General features: G+C 65.3%; 25 protein-coding genes. 7 read left to right on the forward strand and 18 right to left on the reverse strand.

Going from position 1 to position 23985, the window contains the following annotated elements:
- Positions 1 to 57: 57 nt before the first annotated feature.
- From ACM6JT_RS24470 to ACM6JT_RS24485, 4 genes are read right to left on the reverse strand one after another with little or no spacing between them, the layout of a single operon-like run.
- Positions 58 to 897: an HpcH/HpaI aldolase/citrate lyase family protein gene (locus ACM6JT_RS24470; protein WP_131946037.1), complete on the reverse strand. Its 840-nt coding sequence runs from the start codon at positions 895 to 897 to the stop codon at positions 58 to 60.
- 23 nt (positions 898 to 920) lie between these two features.
- A complete protein-coding gene (locus ACM6JT_RS24475) occupies positions 921 to 2252 on the reverse strand; it encodes an MFS transporter (protein WP_414857478.1) in 1332 nt (443 codons plus the stop codon).
- A gap of 50 nt (positions 2253 to 2302) precedes the next feature.
- The gene (locus ACM6JT_RS24480; RefSeq protein ID WP_034180663.1) at positions 2303 to 3142 is read right to left on the reverse strand and encodes an FAS1-like dehydratase domain-containing protein; all 840 of its coding nucleotides are present in this window, start codon (positions 3140 to 3142) and stop codon (positions 2303 to 2305) included.
- Positions 3139 to 4311: a CaiB/BaiF CoA transferase family protein gene (locus tag ACM6JT_RS24485; RefSeq protein WP_034180664.1), complete on the reverse strand. Its 1173-nt coding sequence runs from the start codon at positions 4309 to 4311 to the stop codon at positions 3139 to 3141. Before ACM6JT_RS24485 ends, ACM6JT_RS24480 begins: the two co-directional genes overlap by 4 nt.
- Positions 4312 to 4496: 185 nt before the next feature.
- On the opposite strand from ACM6JT_RS24485, the gene ACM6JT_RS24490 reads away from it, so the two are divergent.
- Positions 4497 to 5411, forward strand: coding sequence for a LysR family transcriptional regulator (locus tag ACM6JT_RS24490; RefSeq protein ID WP_414857479.1), 915 nt, complete (start codon positions 4497 to 4499; stop codon positions 5409 to 5411).
- Between the two features lie 61 nt (positions 5412 to 5472).
- Here the strand turns inward: ACM6JT_RS24490 and ACM6JT_RS24495 are convergent, their stop codons facing one another.
- The 5 genes from ACM6JT_RS24495 to ACM6JT_RS24515 form a co-directional block, all read right to left on the reverse strand.
- Entirely contained in the window at positions 5473 to 6279 is an 807-nt protein-coding gene (locus ACM6JT_RS24495; RefSeq protein WP_131946039.1) for an alpha/beta fold hydrolase, read from the reverse strand.
- A 91-nt stretch (positions 6280 to 6370) separates the two neighbouring features.
- Entirely contained in the window at positions 6371 to 7588 is a 1218-nt protein-coding gene (locus ACM6JT_RS24500) for a pyridoxal phosphate-dependent aminotransferase (RefSeq protein ID WP_414857480.1), read from the reverse strand.
- Entirely contained in the window at positions 7585 to 8229 is a 645-nt protein-coding gene (locus ACM6JT_RS24505; RefSeq protein WP_034180668.1) for an RraA family protein, read from the reverse strand. The genes ACM6JT_RS24500 and ACM6JT_RS24505 overlap by 4 nt, the downstream gene beginning before the upstream one ends.
- Complete coding sequence (locus tag ACM6JT_RS24510) at positions 8229 to 8909, reverse strand: RraA family protein (RefSeq protein WP_034180669.1); 681 nt, start codon at positions 8907 to 8909, stop codon at positions 8229 to 8231. Before ACM6JT_RS24510 ends, ACM6JT_RS24505 begins: the two co-directional genes overlap by 1 nt.
- 29 nt (positions 8910 to 8938) lie before the next feature.
- Complete coding sequence (locus ACM6JT_RS24515; RefSeq protein WP_034180670.1) at positions 8939 to 9598, reverse strand: RraA family protein; 660 nt, start codon at positions 9596 to 9598, stop codon at positions 8939 to 8941.
- A gap of 198 nt (positions 9599 to 9796) precedes the next feature.
- Between ACM6JT_RS24515 and ACM6JT_RS24520 the strand changes: the two genes are divergently transcribed.
- Positions 9797 to 10705, forward strand: coding sequence for a LysR substrate-binding domain-containing protein (locus tag ACM6JT_RS24520; protein WP_414857481.1), 909 nt, complete (start codon positions 9797 to 9799; stop codon positions 10703 to 10705).
- Between the two features lie 86 nt (positions 10706 to 10791).
- Here ACM6JT_RS24520 and ACM6JT_RS24525 read toward each other — a convergent pair whose 3' ends face one another.
- Entirely contained in the window at positions 10792 to 11676 is an 885-nt protein-coding gene (locus ACM6JT_RS24525; RefSeq protein WP_414857482.1) for a LysR family transcriptional regulator, read from the reverse strand.
- Between the two features lie 79 nt (positions 11677 to 11755).
- On the opposite strand from ACM6JT_RS24525, the gene ACM6JT_RS24530 reads away from it, so the two are divergent.
- Complete coding sequence (locus ACM6JT_RS24530) at positions 11756 to 13057, forward strand: aspartate aminotransferase family protein (RefSeq protein ID WP_414857483.1); 1302 nt, start codon at positions 11756 to 11758, stop codon at positions 13055 to 13057.
- An 84-nt stretch (positions 13058 to 13141) separates the two neighbouring features.
- On the opposite strand, the gene ACM6JT_RS24535 is transcribed toward ACM6JT_RS24530, so the two are convergent.
- Positions 13142 to 13891 carry an SDR family oxidoreductase gene (locus tag ACM6JT_RS24535; protein ID WP_414857484.1) on the reverse strand — a complete coding sequence of 250 codons (750 nt, stop codon included), beginning with the start codon at positions 13889 to 13891 and terminating at the stop codon, positions 13142 to 13144.
- 41 nt (positions 13892 to 13932) lie between these two features.
- Here ACM6JT_RS24535 and ACM6JT_RS24540 point away from each other — a divergent pair, with 41 nt between their 5' ends.
- The 3 genes from ACM6JT_RS24540 (at position 13933) to ACM6JT_RS24550 (ending at position 16374) form a co-directional block, all read left to right on the forward strand.
- Positions 13933 to 14910 (forward strand): AraC family transcriptional regulator, encoded by a 978-nt coding sequence (locus ACM6JT_RS24540; protein WP_414857485.1) that lies wholly within the window; start codon positions 13933 to 13935, stop codon positions 14908 to 14910.
- A gap of 154 nt (positions 14911 to 15064) precedes the next feature.
- Positions 15065 to 15922, forward strand: a complete 858-nt coding sequence (locus ACM6JT_RS24545) for an AraC family transcriptional regulator (RefSeq protein WP_414857486.1) — start codon at positions 15065 to 15067, stop codon at positions 15920 to 15922.
- A gap of 44 nt (positions 15923 to 15966) precedes the next feature.
- On the forward strand, positions 15967 to 16374 hold the full coding sequence (locus tag ACM6JT_RS24550; RefSeq protein WP_414857487.1) for a DUF2000 family protein: 408 nt from the start codon (positions 15967 to 15969) through the stop codon (positions 16372 to 16374).
- A 27-nt stretch (positions 16375 to 16401) separates the two neighbouring features.
- Here ACM6JT_RS24550 and ACM6JT_RS24555 read toward each other — a convergent pair whose 3' ends face one another.
- The 6 genes from ACM6JT_RS24555 to ACM6JT_RS24580 all read right to left on the reverse strand — a co-directional run bounded on the left by ACM6JT_RS24555 (position 16402) and on the right by ACM6JT_RS24580 (position 21940).
- Complete coding sequence (locus tag ACM6JT_RS24555) at positions 16402 to 16752, reverse strand: VOC family protein (RefSeq protein ID WP_105392225.1); 351 nt, start codon at positions 16750 to 16752, stop codon at positions 16402 to 16404.
- Positions 16753 to 16969: 217 nt separating this feature from the next.
- Complete coding sequence (locus tag ACM6JT_RS24560; RefSeq protein ID WP_034180685.1) at positions 16970 to 17671, reverse strand: ABC transporter ATP-binding protein; 702 nt, start codon at positions 17669 to 17671, stop codon at positions 16970 to 16972.
- The gene (livG, locus tag ACM6JT_RS24565) at positions 17671 to 18444 is read right to left on the reverse strand and encodes a high-affinity branched-chain amino acid ABC transporter ATP-binding protein LivG (protein WP_034180686.1); all 774 of its coding nucleotides are present in this window, start codon (positions 18442 to 18444) and stop codon (positions 17671 to 17673) included. Before livG ends, ACM6JT_RS24560 begins: the two co-directional genes overlap by 1 nt.
- Complete coding sequence (locus ACM6JT_RS24570; RefSeq protein WP_047902579.1) at positions 18441 to 19712, reverse strand: high-affinity branched-chain amino acid ABC transporter permease LivM; 1272 nt, start codon at positions 19710 to 19712, stop codon at positions 18441 to 18443. Before ACM6JT_RS24570 ends, livG begins: the two co-directional genes overlap by 4 nt.
- Before the next feature lie 11 nt (positions 19713 to 19723).
- The gene (livH, locus tag ACM6JT_RS24575) at positions 19724 to 20650 is read right to left on the reverse strand and encodes a high-affinity branched-chain amino acid ABC transporter permease LivH (RefSeq protein ID WP_124662888.1); all 927 of its coding nucleotides are present in this window, start codon (positions 20648 to 20650) and stop codon (positions 19724 to 19726) included.
- Positions 20651 to 20821: 171 nt separating this feature from the next.
- Entirely contained in the window at positions 20822 to 21940 is a 1119-nt protein-coding gene (locus ACM6JT_RS24580; protein WP_414857488.1) for a branched-chain amino acid ABC transporter substrate-binding protein, read from the reverse strand.
- A gap of 812 nt (positions 21941 to 22752) precedes the next feature.
- Here ACM6JT_RS24580 and ACM6JT_RS24585 point away from each other — a divergent pair.
- Complete coding sequence (locus tag ACM6JT_RS24585) at positions 22753 to 23376, forward strand: hypothetical protein (RefSeq protein ID WP_414857489.1); 624 nt, start codon at positions 22753 to 22755, stop codon at positions 23374 to 23376.
- An 84-nt stretch (positions 23377 to 23460) separates the two neighbouring features.
- Here the strand turns inward: ACM6JT_RS24585 and ACM6JT_RS24590 are convergent, their stop codons facing one another.
- Entirely contained in the window at positions 23461 to 23679 is a 219-nt protein-coding gene (locus tag ACM6JT_RS24590) for a hypothetical protein (protein WP_065501341.1), read from the reverse strand.
- Positions 23680 to 23985 lie beyond the last annotated feature (306 nt).

A 23985-nucleotide genomic window follows, 5' to 3' on the forward strand; every position in this document is an offset into this window, starting at 1 on the left:
GAACAGGTGCCGGAGCCGGGTTCGACGAACGGGCGCGTCCGGCACGGCAAGCATCGTTCATTCCGGACACGACTGCTGGCGGTACGACCCGAGCGCCAGCAGTCGCTGTGCGCGCAGCACGACAGGACGGTCGATCATCTTCCCGTCGATGGTGATGACCGCGCCGTTTTCGCGCGACACGGCGTCCATGACCCGGGCAGCCCAGTCGAGTTCGTGATCGCCGGGCCCGTAACAGGCATGCACGGCCGCGATCTGCTTCGGATGAATGCAAAGCTTCGCGCCGAAGCCGTGCTGCTTCCCGTTTCGCGTGTCGGCGCTCAGTCGATCCGTATCGTGGATATCCGCTGTCACGCCGTCGACCGGCGATTCGATTTCCGCCACACGCGACACCAATGCGAGTTGCGTGCGGTACGGATTCAGCGCTGCGCCGGGGTCATCGGTACCCATATCGGCAATGAAATCCAGCGTGCCGAACATCAATCGCGCGACACACGGCGCCTTCGCGATTTCCAGCGCCGACCACATTCCGCGAGCGGTTTCGATCAACGGGAAAATCGGGATCCGGCGCCGGGCCCTTCTCACGACCTCGACAATGTCATCCGGCCCCTCGGCCTTCGGCACGACTATCCCGGCGATGCCGTCCAGCGCGCCGATCATCGCGTCGTGCTCGAACCATGGCGTTCCTCGCCCGTTGATACGCACCAGGACCGGGCGACTGCGCGACGCCCACGCGGCGACGTTCTCTCGCGCGACGTCCTTCGCAGCGGGTTCGACCGCGTCCTCGAGATCGACGATGACCGCGTCGGCACCGCTCGACAGGGCGCCCGGAAACCGTTCCGACCTATTTCCCGGGACAAACAGATAAGACTGAGGAGTCCATACCGATGAGGATGACATTTCCGATTCCTGTATCCGGATACTTATTTCAATGACGAACCGCCAACGCTGCCTTGCGCGTTGCTCCGCCCCAGATAGAGTGCCGCCACGGCGCTCACGAACGACATGAAGGCCAGGTAGCCTGCGACCGCGTAGACCGTGTGGAACGTCTCGTAGAGCCAGAGAGAGATCATCGGCGCGGGGCCTCCCGCGATGATCGAAGCGCCTTGATAGCCCAGCGAGGCTCCGCTATAGCGGATATGTGCAGGGAACGACTCCGCGATGAACGACGCCTGGGATCCGTACATCGAAGCGTGGATCACCATGATGATGACCGTCCCCGCGACCACCGCTGCGGGAAGCCGCGTATTGAGCATCGCAAAGTACGGGAACGCGAAAAGCATCATGCAGATCGCACCCGCCGTATAGGTTCTGGCCCGGCCGATGCGATCGGCGATGTAGCCGAAGAACGGCAACGCGAAGCAGGCGACGACTGCCGCGATCAGCACTGCATTGAGAATGAATTCTTTCCCGAGTGCAAGATTCTTCGACCCGTACAACACCGCGAACGTCGTCAGCATGTAGAAGGCGGTCTGCTCGCTCGGCCGAATCAGCGCCGACAACAGGATCGCGCGCCACTCCGTCCGGATCGCCTCCCCGAGCGGTCCCTTCGATCGATCCGCTTGCTTGTTCGCCTCGATGAAATCCGGCGTCTCCGGCACGCCAAACCGGATCAGCAGGCCGACGAGCAGCAGTACACCGCTCGCGAGGAACGGAATCCGCCAGCCATAGTCGAGCAGCGCATCGCCGGACCAATGGCTGCATGCGCTCCACACGATCACCGAGACCACCAGACCGAGCGGCACGCCGATATTGGGCAGGGATGCCATGAAGCCGCGCCGCTTGCCGGTATGCGACTCCATCGACAGCAGCACCGCGCCGCCCCACTCGCCGCCGACGCCGATACCCTGCAGAAAGCGTAGCGCCACGAGCAACCAGGCCGCGAGCGGACCGAGCGTCTCCGCTGTCGGCAACAAACCCACGGCGAGTGTCGCGATGCCCATCAGGCTCAGGGTGGCGACGAGCGTGGACTTCCGCCCTACTCGATCGCCCATGTGACCGAACAGCGCCCCGCCGAGCGGACGCGAAACGAATCCGACGAAGATCGTTGCAAACGACGCCATCAAGCCGTCGGCACTGCCGTGCGCGAAAAACAGCTTCGGGAACACGAGCGCCGCGGCGGTACCGTAGATGAAGAAGTCGTACCATTCGATCGTCGTGCCGATGACGCTCGCGAGCGCGGCCCTGCGCTCGATGCGGCGAGCTGCGCCGACGTCGCCCGACGGCGATGTATACGGGATGGATTGCTGTTGCATCGTCTGTCTCCTGATTTTTTTGAATCGAATCGCGTCGTAAGCCGGGCGACTCAGAAAGTGGCTTCGGCGCGCATCGACACGCTGCCGTCCGGTAACGCAACCCACAGCACGAGCCGATCGCCGTCGTTCGCGGCGTTGAGGGTCAGCGCGTTGCCGAGAATCGACGGCTTCAGGCCGCGATAGCCGAATGCTTTAACGGGTCTGCCGCTCACCTCCTCCGCGAACGCCGCAAGCCATGTCGCATTCAGCGGGCCATGAATCACGAGGTTCGGATAGCCTTCGACTTCGCGGCAATAATCGGCGTCGTAATGAATGCGGTGTCCGTTGAACGTCAGCGCCGAATAGCGAAACAGCATCGTGGAATCCGGCTCGATCCGGCGGCTGCGCTGCGCGACCGGCATCTCGACATTGGCCGCCGCGGAACCGGCGCCCGTCGCGCCCTTGTAGACGATGTCGTGATACTCGGTGAGCACCCGGTTACCTTCGTGCAGCAACTCGTGCAGCACCTTCACGAACACGAGCTCGCCGCTGCGTCCCTGCTTGTGGTCGACCGACACCACCGTGGACCGCTTTTCGACGCGGGCATCGAGCGGCGCGGGGGCATGGAATTCGAGTTGCCCTCCCGCCCACATGCGATTAGGCAACGTCACCGGCGGCAGGAAGCCGCCGCGTGCCGGATGTCCGTCACGGCCCAGCGCGATCGGCGGCTCGCCACTAAGGAAGTACAACCAGTGCCACAGCGGGGGCAACGCCGCACCTTCGACGAGATCGGACTGAGGCCACCCAAGCGTCGCCGCCATCAAGCGTGCGTGGCGAGACGACAGAATGTCGTGATCGGTTCGGGATTTGCCCACCCACTCGCGCAGATGTCCAATGTCGACCGTGCTCATGCGACCACCCCCAGGCGTGCCATGGAAAATTCGGCCCGCAGCAGCTCGCTGTGCTCGCCGAGCCCGGGCGCGGACGCGAAATGCCCGGCATCCCACGGCGCCTGCACCGCGGGGGCGATCATCTGCAATGCGCCGCCGCCGACTGCCATTGGCCAGGTCCGCAGCGCCGGATGCCGCGCCATCTGTGCAACCGATCGCACCTGACCGTAGGCCGTGTTCGAATCCGCGAGACGCGCCAGCGCTTCGTCGACGTCGATCGTCGCAAACGCGTCCGCGATGATCCGGTCGAGCGCTTCGCGATGGCGGACGCGTTCCGTGTTCGATGCGAAGCGCGGGTCGGTGCCGAGCTCCGGCCGCCGCATGAAACGCACGCAGAATTGCTGCCACTCGCGCTCGTTCTGGATGCTGATCACGATATCGTTCGCATCGCGCGTGGTGAATGCGCCGTACGGCGCGATCGACGGGTGCTTGAGACCCAGGCGCTTCGGCGCGCCCTTCCCGTAAACCTCGTGCAGATAGGGAATCGACATCCAGTCCGCGGCACCGTCGAACAACGACACCGACACCCCCGATCCGCGCCCGGTCCGCTCGCGCAGCGCCAGCGCGGACAGGACGGCGATGGTCGCGTTCATGCCCGCGCCGATGTCGCAGATCGATACGCCGATGCGCCCGCAAGCGTCCGGCGCGCCGCTGATGCCGGCAAGGCCGCTTTCGCATTGGACGAGCAGGTCGTACGCTTTCAGATTGCTCGCTTCGTTATCGGTGCCGTAGCCGCTGATATCGCACGTAATCAGACGCGGGTAACGCTCGCGCAGGGAATCGCTGCCGAAGCCGGCCCGGGCCAGCGCACCCGGCGCGAGATTCTGGACGAACACGTCGGCGCCGGCGAGCATGCGATGCAGCAGTTCGGCATCCTCCGTATTCTTGAAGTCCAGCACGATGGACTCCTTGCCGCGGTTGGTCCACACGAAATACGACGCCTGCCCGTTGGCCGCATCGTCGTAGCCGCGTGCGAAGTCGCCCTCCGCGCGCTCGACCTTGATCACGCGTGCGCCCATTTCGGCGAGCCGGCCCGTGCACAGCGGTGCGGCCAGTGCCTGCTCGATCGCGACGACGACGAGCCCCTCGAGCGGCCGGCTCGCCGATGCATCGTTCCTGATCCCGTTCATTCGTGTCTCCTCCTTGCCAGTTTGCAAGGTCGAGTATCGATGAACGGGCGGAACGGATACAGCGAGCTTTTACGAACGATCCGTTCGAATTTGACGAAACCTCTGGTTTCATCCGTCAGCACAACGCCCTTTATTTCGTCGATGCTATGCTTTTTCCACGTGTATTTTCGAATTCTGCGAATGGTATGACATACGACCTGACTGACCTGAAGGTGTTTCTGGCGATCGCGGAGGAAGAAAACGTGTCGCGTGGCGCAGAGCGATGCCATCTGGCCGCATCGTCCGCCAGCTTGCGGATGAAGAACCTCGAAGAAACGCTCGGCGTCACGCTGCTGACTCGCCAGGCAAGAGGCGTCACGCTGACGCCGGCAGGTCGCGTGTTTCGCGAGCACGCGGGACGATGCCTGGCCCAGCTCGAACAGATGCATGCCGATTTGCGGCCTTTCTCGCTCGGCATGTCGGGACACGTAACGGTTTTCGCGAACAACAACGCAATCAGCACCCATCTGCCAGGCGACCTCGCGCGCTTCTTCGCGGCCTATCCGAACGTCCGGATCACGCTGGAAGAGCGCACGAGTCACGACATCGTGGCCGCGGTCGTTGCCGGTCGCGCGGAAGTCGGCGTGGTCGCACTCGAGACCGAGCATCCAGCGCTGGCGTTCCTACCCTATCGGAAAGACCAGCTCGTCCTGCTCACGCCGATCAAACATCCGCTCGCGGCGCAGCCGTCGGTCGGCTTTCGTCAATGCCTTGGTCATCCGTTCATCAGTCTGCAATCGGGCGCGGCACTGCATACGTTCCTGATGAATCATGCCGCGGCGCTCGGCGGACGCCTGGACGTTCGCGTCCAGGTTTCCGGGTATCGCGCGATCTCCCGACTGGTCGCATCCGGCGCCGGCATCGGCATCGTGCCGCGAACGGCCATCGAACCGGGCGATCATGAACAGTTCGCCATCGTCGAACTCGAAGAACCCTGGTCGCAACGGGACCTGCGGGTCTGCGTACCGCGCAATCCGGGCGACAAGAATATCTACCGCGACAAACTCGTCGAGATCCTCCGCGACACGCGACACGATTCGATCGTCGCGCCGGCCCCATAGCGGACTGCATGCGGTCCGAACGCTCGCGCTTACTGTCCGCCGCCCGCCTCGACGCACCGCGTCAACCGCCGGGCGCATGGAATTCGGCGATGGCTTTCCACATCAATACCGGGTTCGAATACATCGGGAAATGCCCGCAATCCGGAATTTCGGACAGCACGACACCCTGCGCCTCGATAGCGCTCAAGTACGAAAGCGACGCGTTCTGCTCGCCGTACATGAACATCCGCGGAAACGGCAGCCCGAGGAATTTGCGCATCAGGTCGCCGTGGTCGGACAGATCGACCATCGAACGGAAGATCCCGCCGACGGCCTCGGCCCGCACCTTGTGACGCAGGCTGGCCGAATACAGCGCGCTCGCATAGGCCGGCGCGCGACGGGTTCGCTCGATGAAATCGTCGAGGAAGCGGTCTGCGCTATCGCGCGGATGGTCGACGATCTGGCGGCTCAGGAAACAATCCTCGGGGGCAATGTTCCCTTCGATGTCGACGAAGCTCAGCACGCGCTCCGGATACCGGTGCGCGAGCATCAGCGCCGTCAGCCCGCCCATCGAATGACCGACCAGATGGAATCGCTCGAAGCCCATCCGGTCGATCACGTTCAACGCCGTTTCGACGAGAAACGGGATCGAGATCTTCGACAGGTCCGCGCATCGCGTTTCCCCGCAACCCGGCGCGTCATAAGCGACGAAGGGCCGATCGTCGAATGTGCGGTGGCGCACGATATCCGCGTAGTCTTCCTTCGTCGAACCGAAGCCGTGGAGGAACACGATCGGCGTCTTGTGGCCGCCGCGATAAATGGCCGAAACGTCCAGTGCGGTGTTGTCGACGGCGAACGAAAACCGCGACGGGGACAATTCGTCAGTCATCCAGTCGATTCCCGAGTAGAGGTGGCATAGCGCGCGCCTCGGCGCGACATGCGCCGACCGAGGCGGGACTGCCGGAACCGGACAACGACGTTCAGCCCGCCAGCGTCCGGCAGAAGTCCTGGACCGCCGTGCACGCGCGTTGCAACGACGGGTCGTCCAGCGCATAAGCGATCCGGATGTACGGACCCAGTCCGAAAGCACTGCCGTGCACGGTGGCGACGCCTGCTTCGTCGAGCAATGCGTTCACCACGTCTTCGTCGCTTTCGAGTCGCACGCCCGCACGTGTCGTCTTGCCGATCAGCGCTGCGCACGACGCGAACGCATAGAACGCGCCCTGCGGGACGTCGCACCGCAATCCCGGCGCCTGGTTGAGCTGTTCGACGACGAGATCGCGACGGCGCTGGAATGCAGCGCGGGAGTGCACGATGAAATCCTGCGGCCCGGTCAGCGCGGCCAATGCGGCGTGCTGCGAAATCGTCGACGCGCCGGACGTCTGCTGCCCCTGAAGCTTCTCCATCGCATCGATCAGCCAGCGCGGCCCGGTACCGAAACCGATGCGCCAGCCCGTCATCGCATAGGCCTTGGACACGCCGTTCATCGTCAGCACGCGTTCGCGCAGGCGCGGCTCGACCTGCGCGATCGTAAAAAATTCGATGCCGTCGAAAATCAAGTGCTCATAGATATCGTCGGACAGCACCAGCACATGCGGATGCGCGAGCAGAACGTCGGCAAGCGCCTGCAGTTCCGCGCGGCTGTATACCGCACCCGTCGGATTGGACGGCGAGTTCAGGATCAGCCACCGCGTGCGCGGCGTGATCGCCGCTTGCAGCGCGTCCGGCGTGAGCTTGAAGCCGCTTTCCGCACCGCAGGCGACAGCAACGGATCGGCCGCCGCAAAGCTGCACGATCTCCGGATAGCTGACCCAGTACGGCGCCGGAACGATGACTTCGTCGCCGTCGTTCAGGGTCGCGGCCAGCGCATTGAAGATCACCTGCTTGCCGCCGCTGCAGACGAGCGTGTCGCGCCAGTCCACGTCGAGCCCGTTCTCGCGACGGAACTTGTCGGCGATCGCTTCACGCAACGCGCGCAGCCCAGCCACCTGCGTATAGCGCGTGTGGCCGGCACGGATCGCCGTGATGCCGGCCTCGCGCACGTGCTCGGGCGTATCGAAGTCCGGCTCGCCGGCGCTCAGCGAGATCACCGCGGCACCGCTGGCACGCCGTGCGGCCACGCGGTCCATCACCTTGTAGGTGGCCGACGGGCGTGCCGCGGCCAGGAAGCGGTTCAGCGTGTCGATCGGTGCGTTCATCGCGCGGCCCGCCAGTTCGTCAGGCCCATCAGGTCCAGCGTGCTGCGGCCTGCGCGCAACGCGTCCATCATCCGCGCTTCCTTGTCGGCGCGCGCCTGCCCTTGGGTCAGCGTCCGTTCGACATGGGCCATCGGGATCACGAGGACGCCGTCATCGTCCGCGACGACCAGATCGCCGGCCGCCACCGGCGTGCCGGCAAAGCTGAGCGGCTGCCCGACCGAAGGCGCGCTCGCCTTGATCGTGCCGCGCATCGATATGCCGCGCGTGAATACCGGAAAGCGCCGCACAACCAGCGCCGCGATGTCGCGCACGCCGCCGTCGATCACCAGCCCCGCGACGCCGGCCGCCTCGGCCGCCACCGTCAATACTTCGCCCCAATAGCCCGACACGAAGCCGCCGGTCGATACGACGAGCACGCTGCCGCGCGGCACCTGCTCCATCGCGATGTGGATCGACAGGTTGTCGCCCGGCGAACATTCGAGCGGATAGGCCGGCCCGGCGACCGACGCGCCCGACCATACCGTGCGAATGGCGGGATCGACCGAACTGGTCGTGAGACCCGACGCCTCGTAAAGCGTCGAGGTCCCGAGCGCGCGAGCCTGGTCGAGCAGGTCCGCGCCATAGGTGTTGATCGTGGACATCAGGCTTTCCTTTGCAGCGTGTGGTAGCCGAGCGCGGCGCGCGCTTCGCCGAGCGTCTTGCCGAGTGCGAGCTGTTCGCGAATACGCGATTCGGTTCCTTCGATCTGCCGAGCGACTTCGGCCACTTCGCGCGCACGGCCGCGCGGCACGATGACGACGCCGTTGGCATCCGCGACGACGATGTCGCGCGCCGCCACGCGCACGGTGCCGATCCCGACGGTGGCGTTCACCGCTTCGACCTGCACGCGATCCTTGCCGGTACGCATGAAACGCCCGGCCGTGAACAACGGGTAGTTGTCGCGCAGCGCCTTGTTCACGTCGCGGCACACGCCGTCGATCACGGTGCCCGCGATGCCGCGCAGCCCCGCGTACTGGGTCATGATGTCGCCCCATACGGTGCAGTCGGTGCGACCGTCGTTATCGATCACGACGACATCGCCTTCCGCGACGTCGTCGATGAAATCGCCGACGGTACCGGGCGGCACGCCGGCCGGCACGTACCTGACCGTGAACGCGGGGCCGACGACGACGTGCGGATAATCGGTCAGCGGCATGACACCCAGTGCCTGCCCGTGCAGAACCAGCTTGTCCATCGCGTCCGACACACCGGGCGTATCGAGGCCCGCGAACAGCGCGACCAATTCCCGGTCTTCCGCTCGAGCCTTGCGCGGATTCGTCATATCCAGTACTCCAGGTAAATGATCCGCGCTCAGCGCGCCGCAATCGCTTCGAATTCCTTGTCGTGCATCACTTCCGCGACCGGGCGGCCGGCGCGCACGGCGGCCACCATGCCGTCCTGCCGCTTCGCGATACGCTCGCCGAGATCAAGTACGTCCTCGATGCGCATCGCCGGCACAAAGACCGTTCCGCAGCGGTCGGCGATCACGTAATCGTCCTGATGCACGGTCACGCCAGCCATCTGTACCGGCGTGCCGGAATCGACCTGTACCACACGGTTGCGCGCGCTGATCATCGTGATGCCGCGTCCGTAAACCGGGTAGCCGATCGATTCGCTGCCTTCGATGTCGCGGCTCGATCCGTCGATCACCGAGCCGCGGATCCGCCTGGCGGTCGCCGCGTTGGCCAGGATGTCGCCCCAGCAGGAAATGCCGTCCGCGCCGCCGGCGATCACGAGCACGCGGTCGTCCGTGACAACCGCGTCGACGACCGGCGAAATGAGATGCACGGTCGGCCCGGCACCCGCCTTCGGACCGAGCTGAATGGTGCTGGCCCGCCCGACGATCTTCGGGCAGGCCCACAGCGGGCGCAAACCGACCGTCGCACCAGGCAGGCCCAGAAAGTCGAGCGCATCCGACACGGTGTTCGTGTCGAGCGCGGCAAGGCGGTCGAGTAAGGAAGGCTGGTTCATCACGCTGATCCCCGTTGACAAGTGGGGCCATCGTCGCCTCGGCAGCGTGGTATGTAAATTTCGTATTTCGTATCTGCCTGATACGATTTCAGGAATACGGAAAGCGCGCCGTCGCCGGCTGGCAGCGGCGACAATGCGTCGTCACGGAGGCTGCTCCGGTGACGGCATCGGCATCATTCCACCCTGGACGCACCCGCCATGAGCAATACGATCGACTACCGGCTGATCCGGCAGCTCTGGATGTTTCTCGCCGTCGCCGAGGAGCAGCATTTCGGACGGGCGGCGAAGCGGCTGAACATGTCGCAACCGCCGCTGACCGAACAGATCAAGGTGCTGGAACAATCGCTGAAGATGCAGTTGTTCCATCGCTCGCGACAGGGCACGCAGCTCAGCCCCGCGGGTGCCGCGATCCTGCCGGCCGTCAGGCAATTCGCGGGGCAGGCCGAGCGGCTGCAACGCGTGGTGCGCGAGGTCGCGGCCGGTCAGTCGGGCGTGCTGCACGTGGGCGCGATCACGTCCGCGATGCTCGATACGGTTCCGCCGCTGCTGGATGCGCTCAAGCACGCGCACCCGGATTTGACCGTGTTCGTCAACGAGATCGACAGTGTCGACGCGATTCCCGCACTGGAGGCCGGCGAGCTCGATCTCGCGTTCGTGCGCGTCGACGGCGAAGTGGCAAACGGCATCGCGACGCTGCCGCTCGCGGAGGATCGCCTCGCCGTGGCGCTACCGAAGGAACATCCTCTTGCGGCGATGCCCAGGGTACGGCTCCGATCGCTGATGGGCGAACAACTGATCATGTCGGCGCGGCAAGTCAGCCCCGTCTACTTCGACATGCTGATGTCGGTCTGCCGCACGCATGGCCTGACGCCGCGCGTCGTGCATGAAGTTCGATCGGTGACTTCGCAAATTGCGTACGTCGGTTGTGGTCAGGGCGTGGCGCTCGTGCCTGCTGCAATGCGCAAGCTGGCGCCGGAGAACGTGGTCGTTCGCCCGCTGAAGGAAAAGGTCATGGTCGTGACGGCAGCAGCCGTATGGAACACCCAACGCCATCATCCGATGGTCGATGAAGTGCTCGCGATGCTGAAAAAGCCCGTGCGCGCGTGAATCAGGTTTCGACTGGCGACGGCACCCACCGACCGGCAGAACGATCTGCATCCGGTTTGCGCGTTCGCGTCGATATCCCCCACCCGTCACAGCAACGGCAACACCGCGCGGATATGCTCGGCAAACGCCGTCGTCAGATGCGACGGCCGTTTCCGGTCGAACCTCAGCGTAATGCCCACGGCCGGCAACGGCGGCAATCGCGGATCGCCGTTGACGATCGCCAGGTCGGCCGGCACGGCCGTCTGCGTCATCACCGCGAACGCCTGCCCCGAGCGCACCAGCGCGATCAGCCCCGCGAGACTGCTGCTCGCATACGCGACGCGGTAATCGCGGCCGGCGCGATGCAACGCTTCGCAAGCCGCGATGTGATCGAGCGTATCGCGATCGGAAAGCGCGAGCGGCAGCGGATCGAAATGCGCGGGTTCGAGCCCCGGGTAGCCGATCCAGACCAGTTGCTCGCGGCGAATGATGTCGTCGTTCTCCCCATCCTCCGGCAGCGAAATCATCGCGAGATCGACCGCGCGTTTCTCGAGCTGTTCGAGCAGCCGCGGCGTCGGCCCGCACACGATTTCGACGATCGCCTGCGGATGCTGGCTCGAAAACTGTCGCAGCAGCGACGGCAGGAACACCTCCGCGTAATCGTCCGGGCACCCGAACCGGATCGCCCCCGACAGCCCAGTGCCGCACAGGTCGGCCATTGCCTCGTCGTGCAGCCGCAGGATGCGATGCGCATGCACGAGCAGCCGCTCGCCCGGGTGGGTCAGCACCACGCCGCGGCCGGTGCGCTGGAACAGCGGCTGGTCGACGATATCCTCGAGCCGCTTCATCTGCTGGCTGAGCGCGGATTGCGTGCGCCCGACGCGCGCCGCCGCGCGGCTCAGCGCGCGCACCTCGGCGATCACGACGAACGAACGCAGCAGGTCGATTTCGAGCGAAAGTCCCAAGGTATTAGCTCCTTTTCTACCTTGCATAAGAACTATTCGTTTCCATCAAACCAGACGCGCGCCTAGACTGCAAGCGATCCCTGCCCCCTTTGCCCGGAGAAGCCCGATGTCCCTGAACGACGACGCAACCTTCTGGCGCAATGCCAGGCAGCACCTGGTCCGCTACGGCGGCACGTTCGAGCCGATGATCATCGAGCGCGCGAAAGGCAGCTTCGTCTACGACGCGGACGGCCGCGCGATCCTCGATTTCACGTCGGGGCAGATGAGCGCGGTGCTCGGCCACTGCCATCCGGAGATCGTCTCCGTCATCGGCGAATACGCGGGCAAGCTCGATCATCTGTTCAGCGGGATGCTGTCGCGGCCGGTCGTCGAGCTCGCGACGCGCCTCGCCGACATCACGCCCGACGGGCTCGACCGCGCGCTGCTGCTCAGCACCGGCGCGGAATCGAACGAAGCGGCGATCCGGATGGCGAAGCTCGTCACCGGCAAGTACGAGATCGTCGGCTTCGCGCAGTCGTGGCACGGGATGACGGGCGCGGCGGCATCGGCCACGTACAGCGCCGGCCGCAAGGGCGTCGGCCCGGCCGCCGTCGGCTCGTTCGCGATTCCGGCGCCGTTCACGTACCGGCCGCGCTTCGAGCGCGACGGCGCCTACGACTATCTCGCCGAACTCGACTACGCGTTCGACCTGATCGACCGCCAGTCGAGCGGCAATCTCGCCGCATTCATCGCGGAGCCGATCCTCAGTTCGGGCGGGATCATCGAACTGCCGGAAGGCTATATGGCGGCACTCAAGCGCAAGTGCGAGGAGCGCGGGATGCTGCTGATCCTCGACGAGGCGCAGACGGGCGTCGGGCGCACCGGCACGATGTTCGCGTGCCAGCGCGACGGCGTGACGCCCGACATCCTGACGCTGTCGAAGACGCTCGGCGCCGGGCTGCCGCTGGCCGCCATCGTGACGTCCGCGGCGATCGAGGAACGCGCGCACGAGCTCGGCTACCTGTTCTATACGACGCACGTGTCCGACCCGCTGCCCGCGGCCGTCGGCCTGCGCGTGCTGGACGTCGTGCAGCGCGACGGGCTCGTCGCCCGGGCCAACGCGATGGGCGACCGGCTCAGGCGCGGCCTGCTCGACCTGATGGAACGGTTCGACTGCATCGGCGACGTGCGCGGACGCGGGCTGCTGCTCGGCGTCGAGATCGTCAAGGATCGCCGCACGAAAGAACCGGCGGACGGGCTCGGCGCGAAGATCACGCGCGAGTGCATGAACCTCGGGCTCAGCATGAACATCGTGCAGTTGCCGGGCATGGGCGGCGTGTTCCGGATCGCGCCGCCGCTGACCGTCAGCGACGAAGAGATCGATCTCGGCCTGTCGCTGCTCGGACAGGCGATTGAACGCGCGGTGTAACGGCGCCGCGCGGTAACGCCCTTCCCCGCATCACACGATCCGTCGCACCGGGTCGACCGACCCGCGCGACGGATTCCCGATCGATCAGCGCCCTTGCGCCGCCCACGCTTCGGCGTCCGCGCCTGCCGGAATGTGCATCGGGCTCGACGGATCGGTCGCCGCGCGCCACACCGCTTCGGCAACGTCCTGCGCATGAGTGATCGGCCCCGACGCATCGAGCATGCGCGCAACGGCCTTCCCGACGAATTCCGCATACGCGTCGTGTTCGAAGCCGTGCATGTGCGCACGCGCGTTGTCGCCGAAACGCGTGTCGGGCGCTCGGCCCGGCAGCACGAGATGCGCGCGCACGCCGAACGGTTCGAGTTCGACCGCCATCGATTCGGTGAACGCATTGACCGCCGCCTTGCTGGCGCGATACGCGCCGACCAGCGGCAGCACCTTCAGCGTGACGCTCGACGTGACGTTCACGACCACGCCGGCCCCGCGCCGGCGAAACTGCGGCAGCACGGCCTGCGTGACCGCGATCGTGCCGATCGTGTTGGTCTCGAACAGCGCACGCACCGTGTCGAGCGGCGTGAGCTCGGCCGGCGCGGCCGCGCCGAAGCCCGCGTTGTTGACGAGCACGTCGATCGGACCGGCCGCGTCGATCGCGGCGCGGATGCTGTCCGCGTTCGTCACGTCGAGCGCCAGCACGCGCAGGCGTTCCGCCGGCGGCAGTACGTCCTCGCGCGGCGTGCGCATCGTCGCGACGACCTGCCAGTCGCGAGCCAGGAAATGGCGGGCAATCTCGAGGCCGAAGCCGGAGGAACAGCCGGTGATCAGTACGGTCTTCATGCGAACTCCTGGGTTGTGTTGGGCACCTGTCCGTACGATAGATGGCCGGATCCGTATTCGCTACAATCGAAAATCCGATTTTCTTTTGCGAGCGTCCGGCGATGATCGACCCGTTGACCGAAGTCGTGACCCTGCTGCAACCGGGCGCGCGGTACTCCAAGTCCGTTCACGGTGCGAGCCCGTGGTCGATCAACCGCACGGTCGCCGGTGAGCCGTTCTATTGCGCGATCCTCGACGGCGGGTGCCGGATCGCGATCGACGGGCACGCGCCGATCGAGCTGCTGCCCGGCGATTTCGTGCTGATACCGGCGGCCTACGGCGTCGCGATGTCCAGCCTCGAACCGCCGCCGCCGGGCGTCGAAACCGCGCCGCCGGTCGCACTCGACAACGGCGAATACCGGATCGGCGATCCGGGCAATCCGGTCGACACGCGGATGATGGCCGGCAACTGCAGCTTCGGTTCGCCGGATGCGGCGCTGCTGGTGTCGCTGCTGCCGCAATTCGTGCACGTGCGCGGCGAACCGCGCCTGACCACGCTCGTGCAACTGGTGCGCGACGAATCGCGTGCACAGCGGCCTGCGCGCGCGATCGTGCTGGCGCGCCTGCTGGAAGTGCTGCTGATCGAGGCGCTGCGGTTCACGGCCGGCACGAACGCGTCGCCCGGCCTCGTGCGCGGGCTCGCCGACAATCGACTCGCGGCCGCGATCCGCCGGATGCACGAACGCCCCGCGCATCCGTGGACGGTCGTCGAGCTCGCGAAGGAAGCGGCGCTGTCGCGCTCGACCTTCTTCGAACGCTTCAGCCGCGCGGTCGGCGTCGCGCCGATGGAATACCTGCTCACGTGGCGGATGGCGCTCGCGAAGGACCTGCTCCGCCGCAACGAAGGCCGCATCGCCGAGATCGCGGGGCGCGTCGGCTACAGTTCCGCGAGCACGTTCAGCGTCGCGTTCACGCGGCATGTCGGCCGGCCGCCGGCGCAGTACGCGCGTGACGAGCAGGCGGTGGTGAGCGAGGAATGAACCGCGCACGCACACCACTGCGCGTATCGCGATGCGCGCCGGGGTTCCGCCCCGCTTCCCGTGCGATCGCCGAACGTATGGCCCGTGCCTGCCACCGCCTTCACGCGACCTGCGTACACTACCGGACACGCAACGACGACGCGCGAGGCATCCGATGACGACAACGGCAAAGGACATCGGCACGACCGACCACTGGCTCGTCGCGCGCCGCGATCAGGAAACCGGCATCGAAAGCCTGCATGCGCATTTCAACGGCCATGCATACGACGCGCACGATCACGACGACATGCTGGTCGGCTTCACCGAACAGGGCGTGCAGCAGTTCCAGTGCCACCGGTCGCTGCATACGAGCGTGCCGGGCCGCGCGATCCTGATCGAGCCGGGCGCGATGCACGACGGCCATGCGCCCGAAGCGGGCGGCTTCACCTACGGGATGCTGTACCTGCCGCAAGCATGGGTCGAGCGCGCGGCGCGCCGGCTGGATTTGCCGGGCCTGGGCGGCGTCGAGGCCACGTTCGGCCATACGCTCGTCGACGACCGCGGCCTCGTCGACGCGATCCGGCAGGCGTTTCTCGCGATCCACGGCAATGAAGGCAGGCTCGCGCGCGACCAGACGCTCGACCGCCTGCTGACGCGGCTCGGCGGCGAACTGCGCGGCCCGCTCGCGCTGGAAAGCGGCATCGTGCCGCCCGCGATCGCGCGCGTGCGCGATCTGCTGCATGCGCAGATGGACGGCAACCTCGGGCTCGACGAACTCGCCAGCGTCGCCGGGATCGACCGGTTCCGGCTGACGCGGTTGTTCCAGCGCGCGTTCGGCACGTCGCCGCACGCGTACCTGGTGCGCTTGCGGCTGCGCGCCGCGCGCCGGCTGCTGGCGGCCGGCCGCACGCCCGCGCAGGCGGCCGCGGACGTCGGCTTCGCCGACCAGAGCCATCTGGGCCGCTGGTTTCGCCGCGCGTACCGGATCACGCCGGCCGCCTACCGGCAAATGTGCACAAACGTTCCAGACTGATCGCGCGCGGCATCCGATCATGAGTGCTCCAAAGAGGAGCAAGCATGTTCGATACGAAAGTGGCACTGATCGTGCGCGACGATCTCGCGGCGTGGCAGAAACTCAATGTCGTCGCGTTTCTCGCGACGGGCGTCGCGGCCGGCGCGCCCGAGGCGCTCGGCGAGCCTTACGAGGATGCGGCAGGGCGTCGCTACAGCCGGATGCTCGGCCAGCCGATGCTGGTGTTCGCGGCGGATTTGAACGGTCTGCAGGCCGCGCACCGGCAGGCGCTGTCGCGCGAACTCACGATCGTGCCTTACGTGCGCGCGATGTTTTCGACCGGGCACGATGCGGCCAACCGCGAGGTGTTTCGCGCCGAGGATGCGGAGAATCCCGATTTGGTCGGACTCGCGTTGCACGGGCCGAAGAAAGCCGTGGACAAAGCGGTGAAGGGGCTGGCGTTGCATGCGTGAACGCCGGTGCCGGTTCGCCGTTTTGGGTCAGCGATGCGCCAGCACGTTGACGAGCTTGCCGAACGGATCGCGCACGTAAAAACGCCGCACGCCCCAAGCCTCGTCGGCCGGGCCGTATTCGACGGGAATGCCCATCGCATGAACGCGCGTGAGCGCTTCGTCGAGATCGTCGACCTCGATCGACAGGTCGGGCGTCGGCGTGCCCGACCCGCCCTGCGAAGCAAAGCTGATCTGCACATCCATCTGTTCGGCATTGCCGTAGGTTGCGATCCAGCCGTGATCCATCAGCAAGTCGAGACCGAAGATCCGCTGATAGAAACGCTTCGCGTCGTCTACCGATTGCGTGTCGATATTGGCGACGATTCGTTTGACTTTCATCGGAGTCCTCCGCAGTTCGATTGAGATCCGACGCAGCAATGGCCGTCTATTTGCGTCGATTCAGGCAGACACTGAGATATAGCTGATCTGGCTACGATCGAAGCCAAATCGGCTACATATTTCCTGCAGACCAGCGTGCCGAAGCGTCGCAAGTACGAGACTGCTGCAAGCAGATCAGCACCGCCGCCGGCCCGTTGCAGGCCGGCGGCATCCGTCATCAACCGCCGAGATAAGCCTGCTTGATCCGATCATTAGCAAGCAAATTCGCGCCCGTATCGGCAAGCACCACGCGCCCCGTTTCGAGCACATACCCGCGATCGGCCACGCCCAGCGCCTTGTTCGCATTCTGCTCGACGAGGAACACCGTGACGCCTTCGTCGCGAATCGTCCGGATGATGTCGAAGATCTGCGCGATCACGAGCGGCGCGAGGCCGAGCGTCGGTTCATCGAGCAACAGCAGACGCGGCTTGCTCATCAGCGCACGGCCGATCGCCAGCATCTGCTGCTCGCCGCCCGACATCGTGCCGGCCCGCTGCGTCGCACGTTCCTTCAAGCGCGGAAACAGCTTGAACACGTGCTCGATGCCGTCGTCGATCTCGTGACGGCTCGCGAAGAACCCGCCCATCTTCAGGTTCTCGAGCACCGTCAGACTCGGAAACACGCGCCGCCCTTCCGGCGAGATCGCCATCCCCTGCCGCATGATCTGGTGCGTCGACATCGCGGTGATGTCGTTGCCCTCGAACATCACGCGGCCCGACGAGGCGCGCGGCGTACCGCACACGGTCATCATCAGCGTCGTCTTGCCGGCGCCGTTGCTGCCGATCAGCGTGACGATCTCGCCCTTCTTCACCTCGATCGACACGCCCGCGAGCGCCTCGACCGCGCCGTAGTGCGTATGGACCTGTTCCAGCTTCAGCATCACTCTTCCCCCAGATACGCCTTGATCACGCGCGGGTCGTTGCGGACCGCTTCCGGCGTGCCGATCACGATCGGCCGGCCGTGCTCCATCACGAGGATGCGGTCCGACACGCCCATCACGAGGCTCATGTCGTGTTCGATCAGCAGCACCGACACGCCGAACTCGCGGCGCAGCTTGTCGATCAGGTGCTGCAACTCGATCTTTTCCTGCGGGTTGAGGCCGGCCGCCGGCTCGTCGAGCATCAGCAGACGCGGCTCGGTGATCATGCAGCGCGCGATCTCCAGACGCCGCTGGTGCCCGTACGACAGCGTGCCGGCCGGCCGGTTGGCGACCGACTTCAGCCCCATCCGTTCGAGCCACACGGCCGCGCGTTCGAGCGCTTCCTTCTCGGCGCGGCGATACGCGGGCGTCGAGAACAGGCCGGGCAGCAGCCCCGCCTTCACCTTGCGATGCTGCGCGACGAGCAGGTTCTCGACGACGGTCAGCGACTTGAACAGACGGATGTTCTGGAACGTGCGCACGAGGCCCTTCACCGCGATCTTGTGGCTCGGCAGCCCCGCGATCGGGTGGCCGTCGAGCACGACGTCGCCGCCGGTCGGCTTGTAGAAGCCGCCGACGCAGTTGAACACCGTGGTCTTGCCCGCGCCGTTCGGCCCGATGATCGCGAACACCTCGTCGCGGCGCACGTCGAAATCGATGCCGTCCACCGCGAGCAACCCGCCGAAGCGCATCTGCAGCCCGGCGACCTTCAACAGTTCTGCATTCGCACTCATTGGGGCAGCTCCACGTGGGGACGGCTCGCGGGCAGCAGGCCCTGCGGACGCCACATCATCATCAACACCATCACCAGACCGAAGATCAGCATCCGGTACTCGGCGAAGCCGCGCGCGACTTCCGGCAGCACGGTCAGCAGGATCGCCGCGAGAATCACGCCGAGCTGCGAGCCCATCCCGCCGAGCACGACGATCGCGAGGATCAGCGCCGATTCGATGAAGGTGAACGATTCAGGATTCACGAGGCCCTGGCGCGCCGCGAAGAACGCGCCGCCGATACCCGCGAACGATGCGCCGAGCGTGAACGCCGACAGCTTGATGCGCGTCGGGTTCAGTCCCAGCGAACGGCAGGCGATCTCGTCGTCGCGCAGCGCTTCCCACGCACGACCCATCGGCATGCGGATCAGGCGGCTCGTCACGAACAGCGTGAAGCCGACCAGCAGCAGCGCGATCAGGTACAGGAAGATCACCATGTGCTCGCCGCTGTATTCCAGCCCGATCAGCTCATGGAAAGTCTTCGCGCCTTCGACGCTCGCCGAGCGCGCCATCTCGAAGCCGAACACCGTCGGCTTCGCGATGCCCGAGATGCCGTCCGGGCCGCCGGTGAGGCTCGTCAGGTTGTTCGCGAGCAGGCGGATGATTTCGCCGAAGCCGAGCGTGACGATCGCGAGATAGTCGCCGCGCAGCCGCAGCACCGGGAAGCCGAGCAGGAAGCCGAACGTCGCCGCCGCGATCGCGGCGAGCGGCAGGCACTCCCAGAACGACAGCCCGAAATACTGGTTCAGCATCGCGTACGTATAGCCGCCGACCGCGTAGAACCCGACATAACCGAGATCGAGCAGCCCTGCGAAACCGACCACGATGTTCAGCCCGAGGCCGAGGATCACGTAGATCAGCGCGAGCGTCGCGACGTCCACCGCGCCGCGCGAACCGAAGAACGGCCACACGAGCCCGACCGCGAGCAGCACCCACACGACCACGCGCTGCTGCTGCGCGCCCATCGCGGGCATCGCAGGCAGCTTCACCGCCGATTTCGCGCGCACGAGCCACGGCTTGAACAACTGGAACAGGAACACGGCCGCGACCGCGATCCACACCGGCCGCCAGTGCGGCGTGAGCACGACCTGGTAGCCGTCGAGCTTCAGCTGCAGGCCGAGCACCGGGATCGTGAGGATCGCCGTCAGGAGCGCGGCGGCCATGGCATTTTTCAGCGCCTGGCCGAACGAAGCGTCGGCGGCCGGGCGGCGAACGGAAATGACTGTACTCATCTGCGTCTCCGTCAAACCTTTTCGATGTCCGACTTGCCGAGCAGGCCGGTCGGGCGGAACAGCAGGATCAGCACGAGCAGGCCGAACGCGACGACGTCCTTGTACTCGGCCGGCATGTAGCCTGCGGCGAAGGTTTCTGCGAGGCCGAGCAGCACGCCGCCGAGCATCGCGCCCGGGATGCTGCCGATCCCGCCGAGCACCGCGGCGGTGAACGCCTTGATGCCCGCGACGAAGCCGATATACGGATTCAGCTTGCCGATCGTCAGCCCGATCAGCACGCCGCCGACGGCGGCCAGCATCGCGCCGAGCACGAACGTGAACGAGATCACGCGGTTCGTGTCGATGCCGAGCAGGTTCGCCATCTTCATGTCCTCGGCGCACGCGCGGCACGCACGGCCCATCCGCGAATGCGAGATGAACAGCGTGAGCGCGATCATCAGCACGATCGTCACGCAGACGATCAGGAGACGCGCATACGGAATCGTCACGTCGAAGTCGCCGCCGAGATGGATCTCGAATGCACCGGAGATCAGCACCGGCACCGACACGTCGCGTGCGCCCTGGCCGATCTGCACGTAGTTCTGCAGGAAGATCGACATGCCGATCGCGGAGATCAGCGGCACGAGGCGCGGGCCGCCGCGCAGCGGCCGATACGCGACGCGTTCGACCGCGAAGCCGTACAGGCCCGTGACGATCACCGACACGATCAGTGCGGCGCCGAGCACGAGCGGCAGCGGATAGCCGGCGGAGATGCCGATGGCGGTCAGGGTCACGAGGCCCACGTACGCGCCGATCATGTAGATCTCGCCGTGGGCGAAGTTGATCATGCCGATGATGCCGTAGACCATCGAATAGCCGATGGCGATCAGCGCATAGATCGCACCCAGCGTCAGGCCGTTGACCAGCTGCTGGGCGAATTGCGGAAAGAAGTCAGTCATGTGCGGGAAGCTCCCGTTGGCGCCGCGTCGCGTGCCGCGCCGGATCACGGCTGCGGCCGCGCGCAACGCACGGTGTCGTCTCGGGCCGCCCGTTGGCCGCGGAACGGCCGAATGCGCACGCGCTCCGCCCGGGTGACGGGCAGAGCGGGTGCGCGGGGCGGGTACTCCGTATTACTTGGCGGCGGTCTTCGTCGCGTCCTTGTGCCACGTGTACACGACGAACTTGAACGCCTTCAGGTCGCCCTGTGCGTCATACGACACCTTGCCGATCGGCGTGTCGAACGTCGTCTTGTGCATGTACGCGGCGACCTTGGTCGGATCGGTCGTCTTCGCGCCCGCGATCGCGTCGGCGATGATCTTCACCGCTGCGTACGACGGCATCTGGAACGGGCCGTTCGGGTCGCGCTTCTTGTCCGCGAACGCCTTCACGAGCGCCGCGTTGGCCGGGTCGGCCGAGAAGTCGGCCGGCAGCGTGACCAGCATGCCTTCCGAAGCCGGGCCGGCGATCGCCGTCACGTCCTTGTTGCCCACGCCTTCAGGGCCCATGAACGTTGCCTTCACGCCCTGCTCGCGCGCCTGGCGCATCAGCAGGCCCATTTCCGGGTGGTAGCCGCCGAAGTAGACGAAATCGACGCCTTGCGACTTCAGCTTCGTGATGATCGCCGAGTAGTCCGAATCGCCGGCGTTGATGCCTTCGAACAGCACGACCGGGATCTTCGCGGCTTCGAGATCTTTCTTCACCGACGACGCGATGCCCTGGCCGTACGACTGCTTGTCGTGCAGCACCGCGACCTTCTTCGGCTTCACGTTGTTGATGATGAAGTGCGCGGCGGCCGGGCCTTGCTGGTCGTCACGGCCGATCGTGCGGAAGATGAAGTGGCGCTTCTTGCCTTCGGTCAGCTGCGGCGCGGTGGCCGACGACGTGACCATCACGATGCCTTCGTTCTCGTAGATGTCGGATGCGGGGATCGTCGAGCCCGAGCACACGTGGCCGATCACGTACTTGATCTTCTGGCTGACGATCTTGTTCGCGACGGCGACGGCCTGCTTCGGTTCGCAGGCGTCGTCCATCAGCACGACTTCGAACTTGTTGCCGCCCGCACCGCCTGCCGCGTTGATCTGCTCGATCGCGGTCAGCGCGCCGGCCTTCACCATGTCGCCATATTGGGCGACCGAGCCGCTCATCGGACCAGCGATGGCGATCTTCACGGTTTCCGCTTGCGCGGCGGCGGCGCCCGCGGCGAACAGCACGGCGGCGACGGAAATGGACGTAAGACGGGACAGCGTCATCTGGGAGCTCCTCGATGTTGTTTAGTCATACGGGCAAAGGCGGCATGACTTGCGCAATCGAACAGCACCCGGGGCGAGGACATGGGACACGCCCGAGACACATAGAAGACGGAACTCCAGCGGAATGTTGCGTAGCGGGGCCCGGCTCTTGCAGTCCCCGAAGGGGACGTCTGGTTCGGAAAGACATCGTGATGCGTCTTGCATTGCGCAAGCGTTTCGCCTGCCCCGCTTGCCAAACCGCTTGATCGGAGGGATGGTCCGACAGCTGTTGGCAAGGCAGCCGAAATTATATGGGCGTTTTTAAATTGTCTGTCAAAAATGCCGGTCAACTGAGGGAAAACACGTAGGGATGGAGTGGCAGTCGGTAGCAATGACGGCGCAACCTTTTGGTGTCGACAACGTTTGCTGGTGGTGCAATCTGGTTGCTATCGGGGTGGGTTTTCTGGCGCTGTGCCTTGTTGGGATTGAGGTCTGGTGGTAGGCGGTCTGGTGCGGCGTGTGTCGGGGTGGGTAAAGGGTCGCATCGTCGCTGTTCAATCGACTGATGATTGGTTTGGTGGGCACCATTGCAGTGCGTCGGATGGGGCGACTCAAACCTACTGTTTACCGACGGTTTTCGTCATGCAGAAAGGTAATTGTTATTTATATGAAATAATACGAATTCGCCTCTGCAATCCAGCCAGCCTTCCTCCGAGTCGCGTCCGCCGCGCCTCGGAGTCGCTTCAGGGCCACTTCGACGCCCGTCCGTTGCCCAGCCGCCAGCCAGTGATCTGCCGTTTTTTTCATTGCACATCACCTGATTTGGATCGCTGATGAATCATCCCTTCCGCTTTTCTTCCGCCGCCGCGTTTGCTTGTGCACTTTCTGTTTCCGCTGCCGATGCGTCGGGCCGCGATACGCTGACCGATCGGTCGGCTGGTGCCAACGTGTTTCGTTCGGAGCGGCGTGCTGCCGTTCGCGATGATGGGCATACGGCACGTATGAACCGTCGCCGCATGCAGTACGCTGCGCCCGTGGAGCGTAGTCCGTTCGATACGCCGGATACGCGGCCGCTGCGTGTGACGGGCGATACGCTTGTGGCACCACAGCCTTCGTCGGAGCACGAACCCGATTTGGTATTGCCCGCGAATCGCGTCGCGCTCGGAGCAGGCGGCAGCGATAGTCTTGGCCGCGCGTTGCCTGGATATGAACAGCGCGAGCAGAACTGGAACGAGTACCTGCGAGATAACGGCTCGCGGCCAGCTGGCGGTGGCGGCTCGTATGCGCCAACGCGGCCGTACGATGCCGCGCGCGGCCCGCACGGTACGCCGAATCCGTTCGATCCGTCGGTGCCGCAACCGGAGACGCGCACGTTCTATGACAACGGCTCGGGTACGCATTGCACCGCTACCGGCGGTGCGGGGACGTCGCGGTCGTCTTGCAATATCGCCTGGTGATGCGTTGACGCGGCTGGTAGCAGCAGCCCTGCCCGGCGCGCTGCGCGACTTCGCGCAGCGCGGCCGCATCTCGCGGCGTGGCCTTTACAACTGCGTGATGATCAGCCGGCCAGGCTCAATATCGATTCGCGCCTTTCGGCCCGGGACAAAACACGCATCGCTGATCAGCCACATTCCACCAATCTTCATGTACGGGTAGAACTTCTCCGGCTTGAGGTCGGTTTTCGGCGTACCCCACATTTCCTGGATCGTTACGAAACGTTCCGTCTTCGGTGGTCGTGCTTTATGATTCGGCTTAGCCATGGGCAACTCTTGGATAGTTGGCTGTGGTTAGCGGGTCGTGAGTGTTGGTAGCACTTGCGGCCCGCGCTCGTTTACTGCGGCGTTTTGATGGTTCGGATTCCTCCTTTGTTGGTGGTTCGATGGAAATGGGGGTTCGACGTTCGGGTCAGGACGTGCGACGTATCCATCCGCGCGCGCGATCATCATCGTGTGGACATTGCCTATTAGACAGTGTTCTTTGCTTGGGCACACGTTAGCCGTTGGTTATAGGCAGACAATGAGGTCAATGCTCACGGCCATTGCGGGAGCTGATGGCGAACGTCGATC

Source organism: Burkholderia sp. IT-111MI5 (assembly GCF_949752865.1).
Classification (GTDB): domain Bacteria; phylum Pseudomonadota; class Gammaproteobacteria; order Burkholderiales; family Burkholderiaceae; genus Burkholderia; species Burkholderia pyrrocinia_C.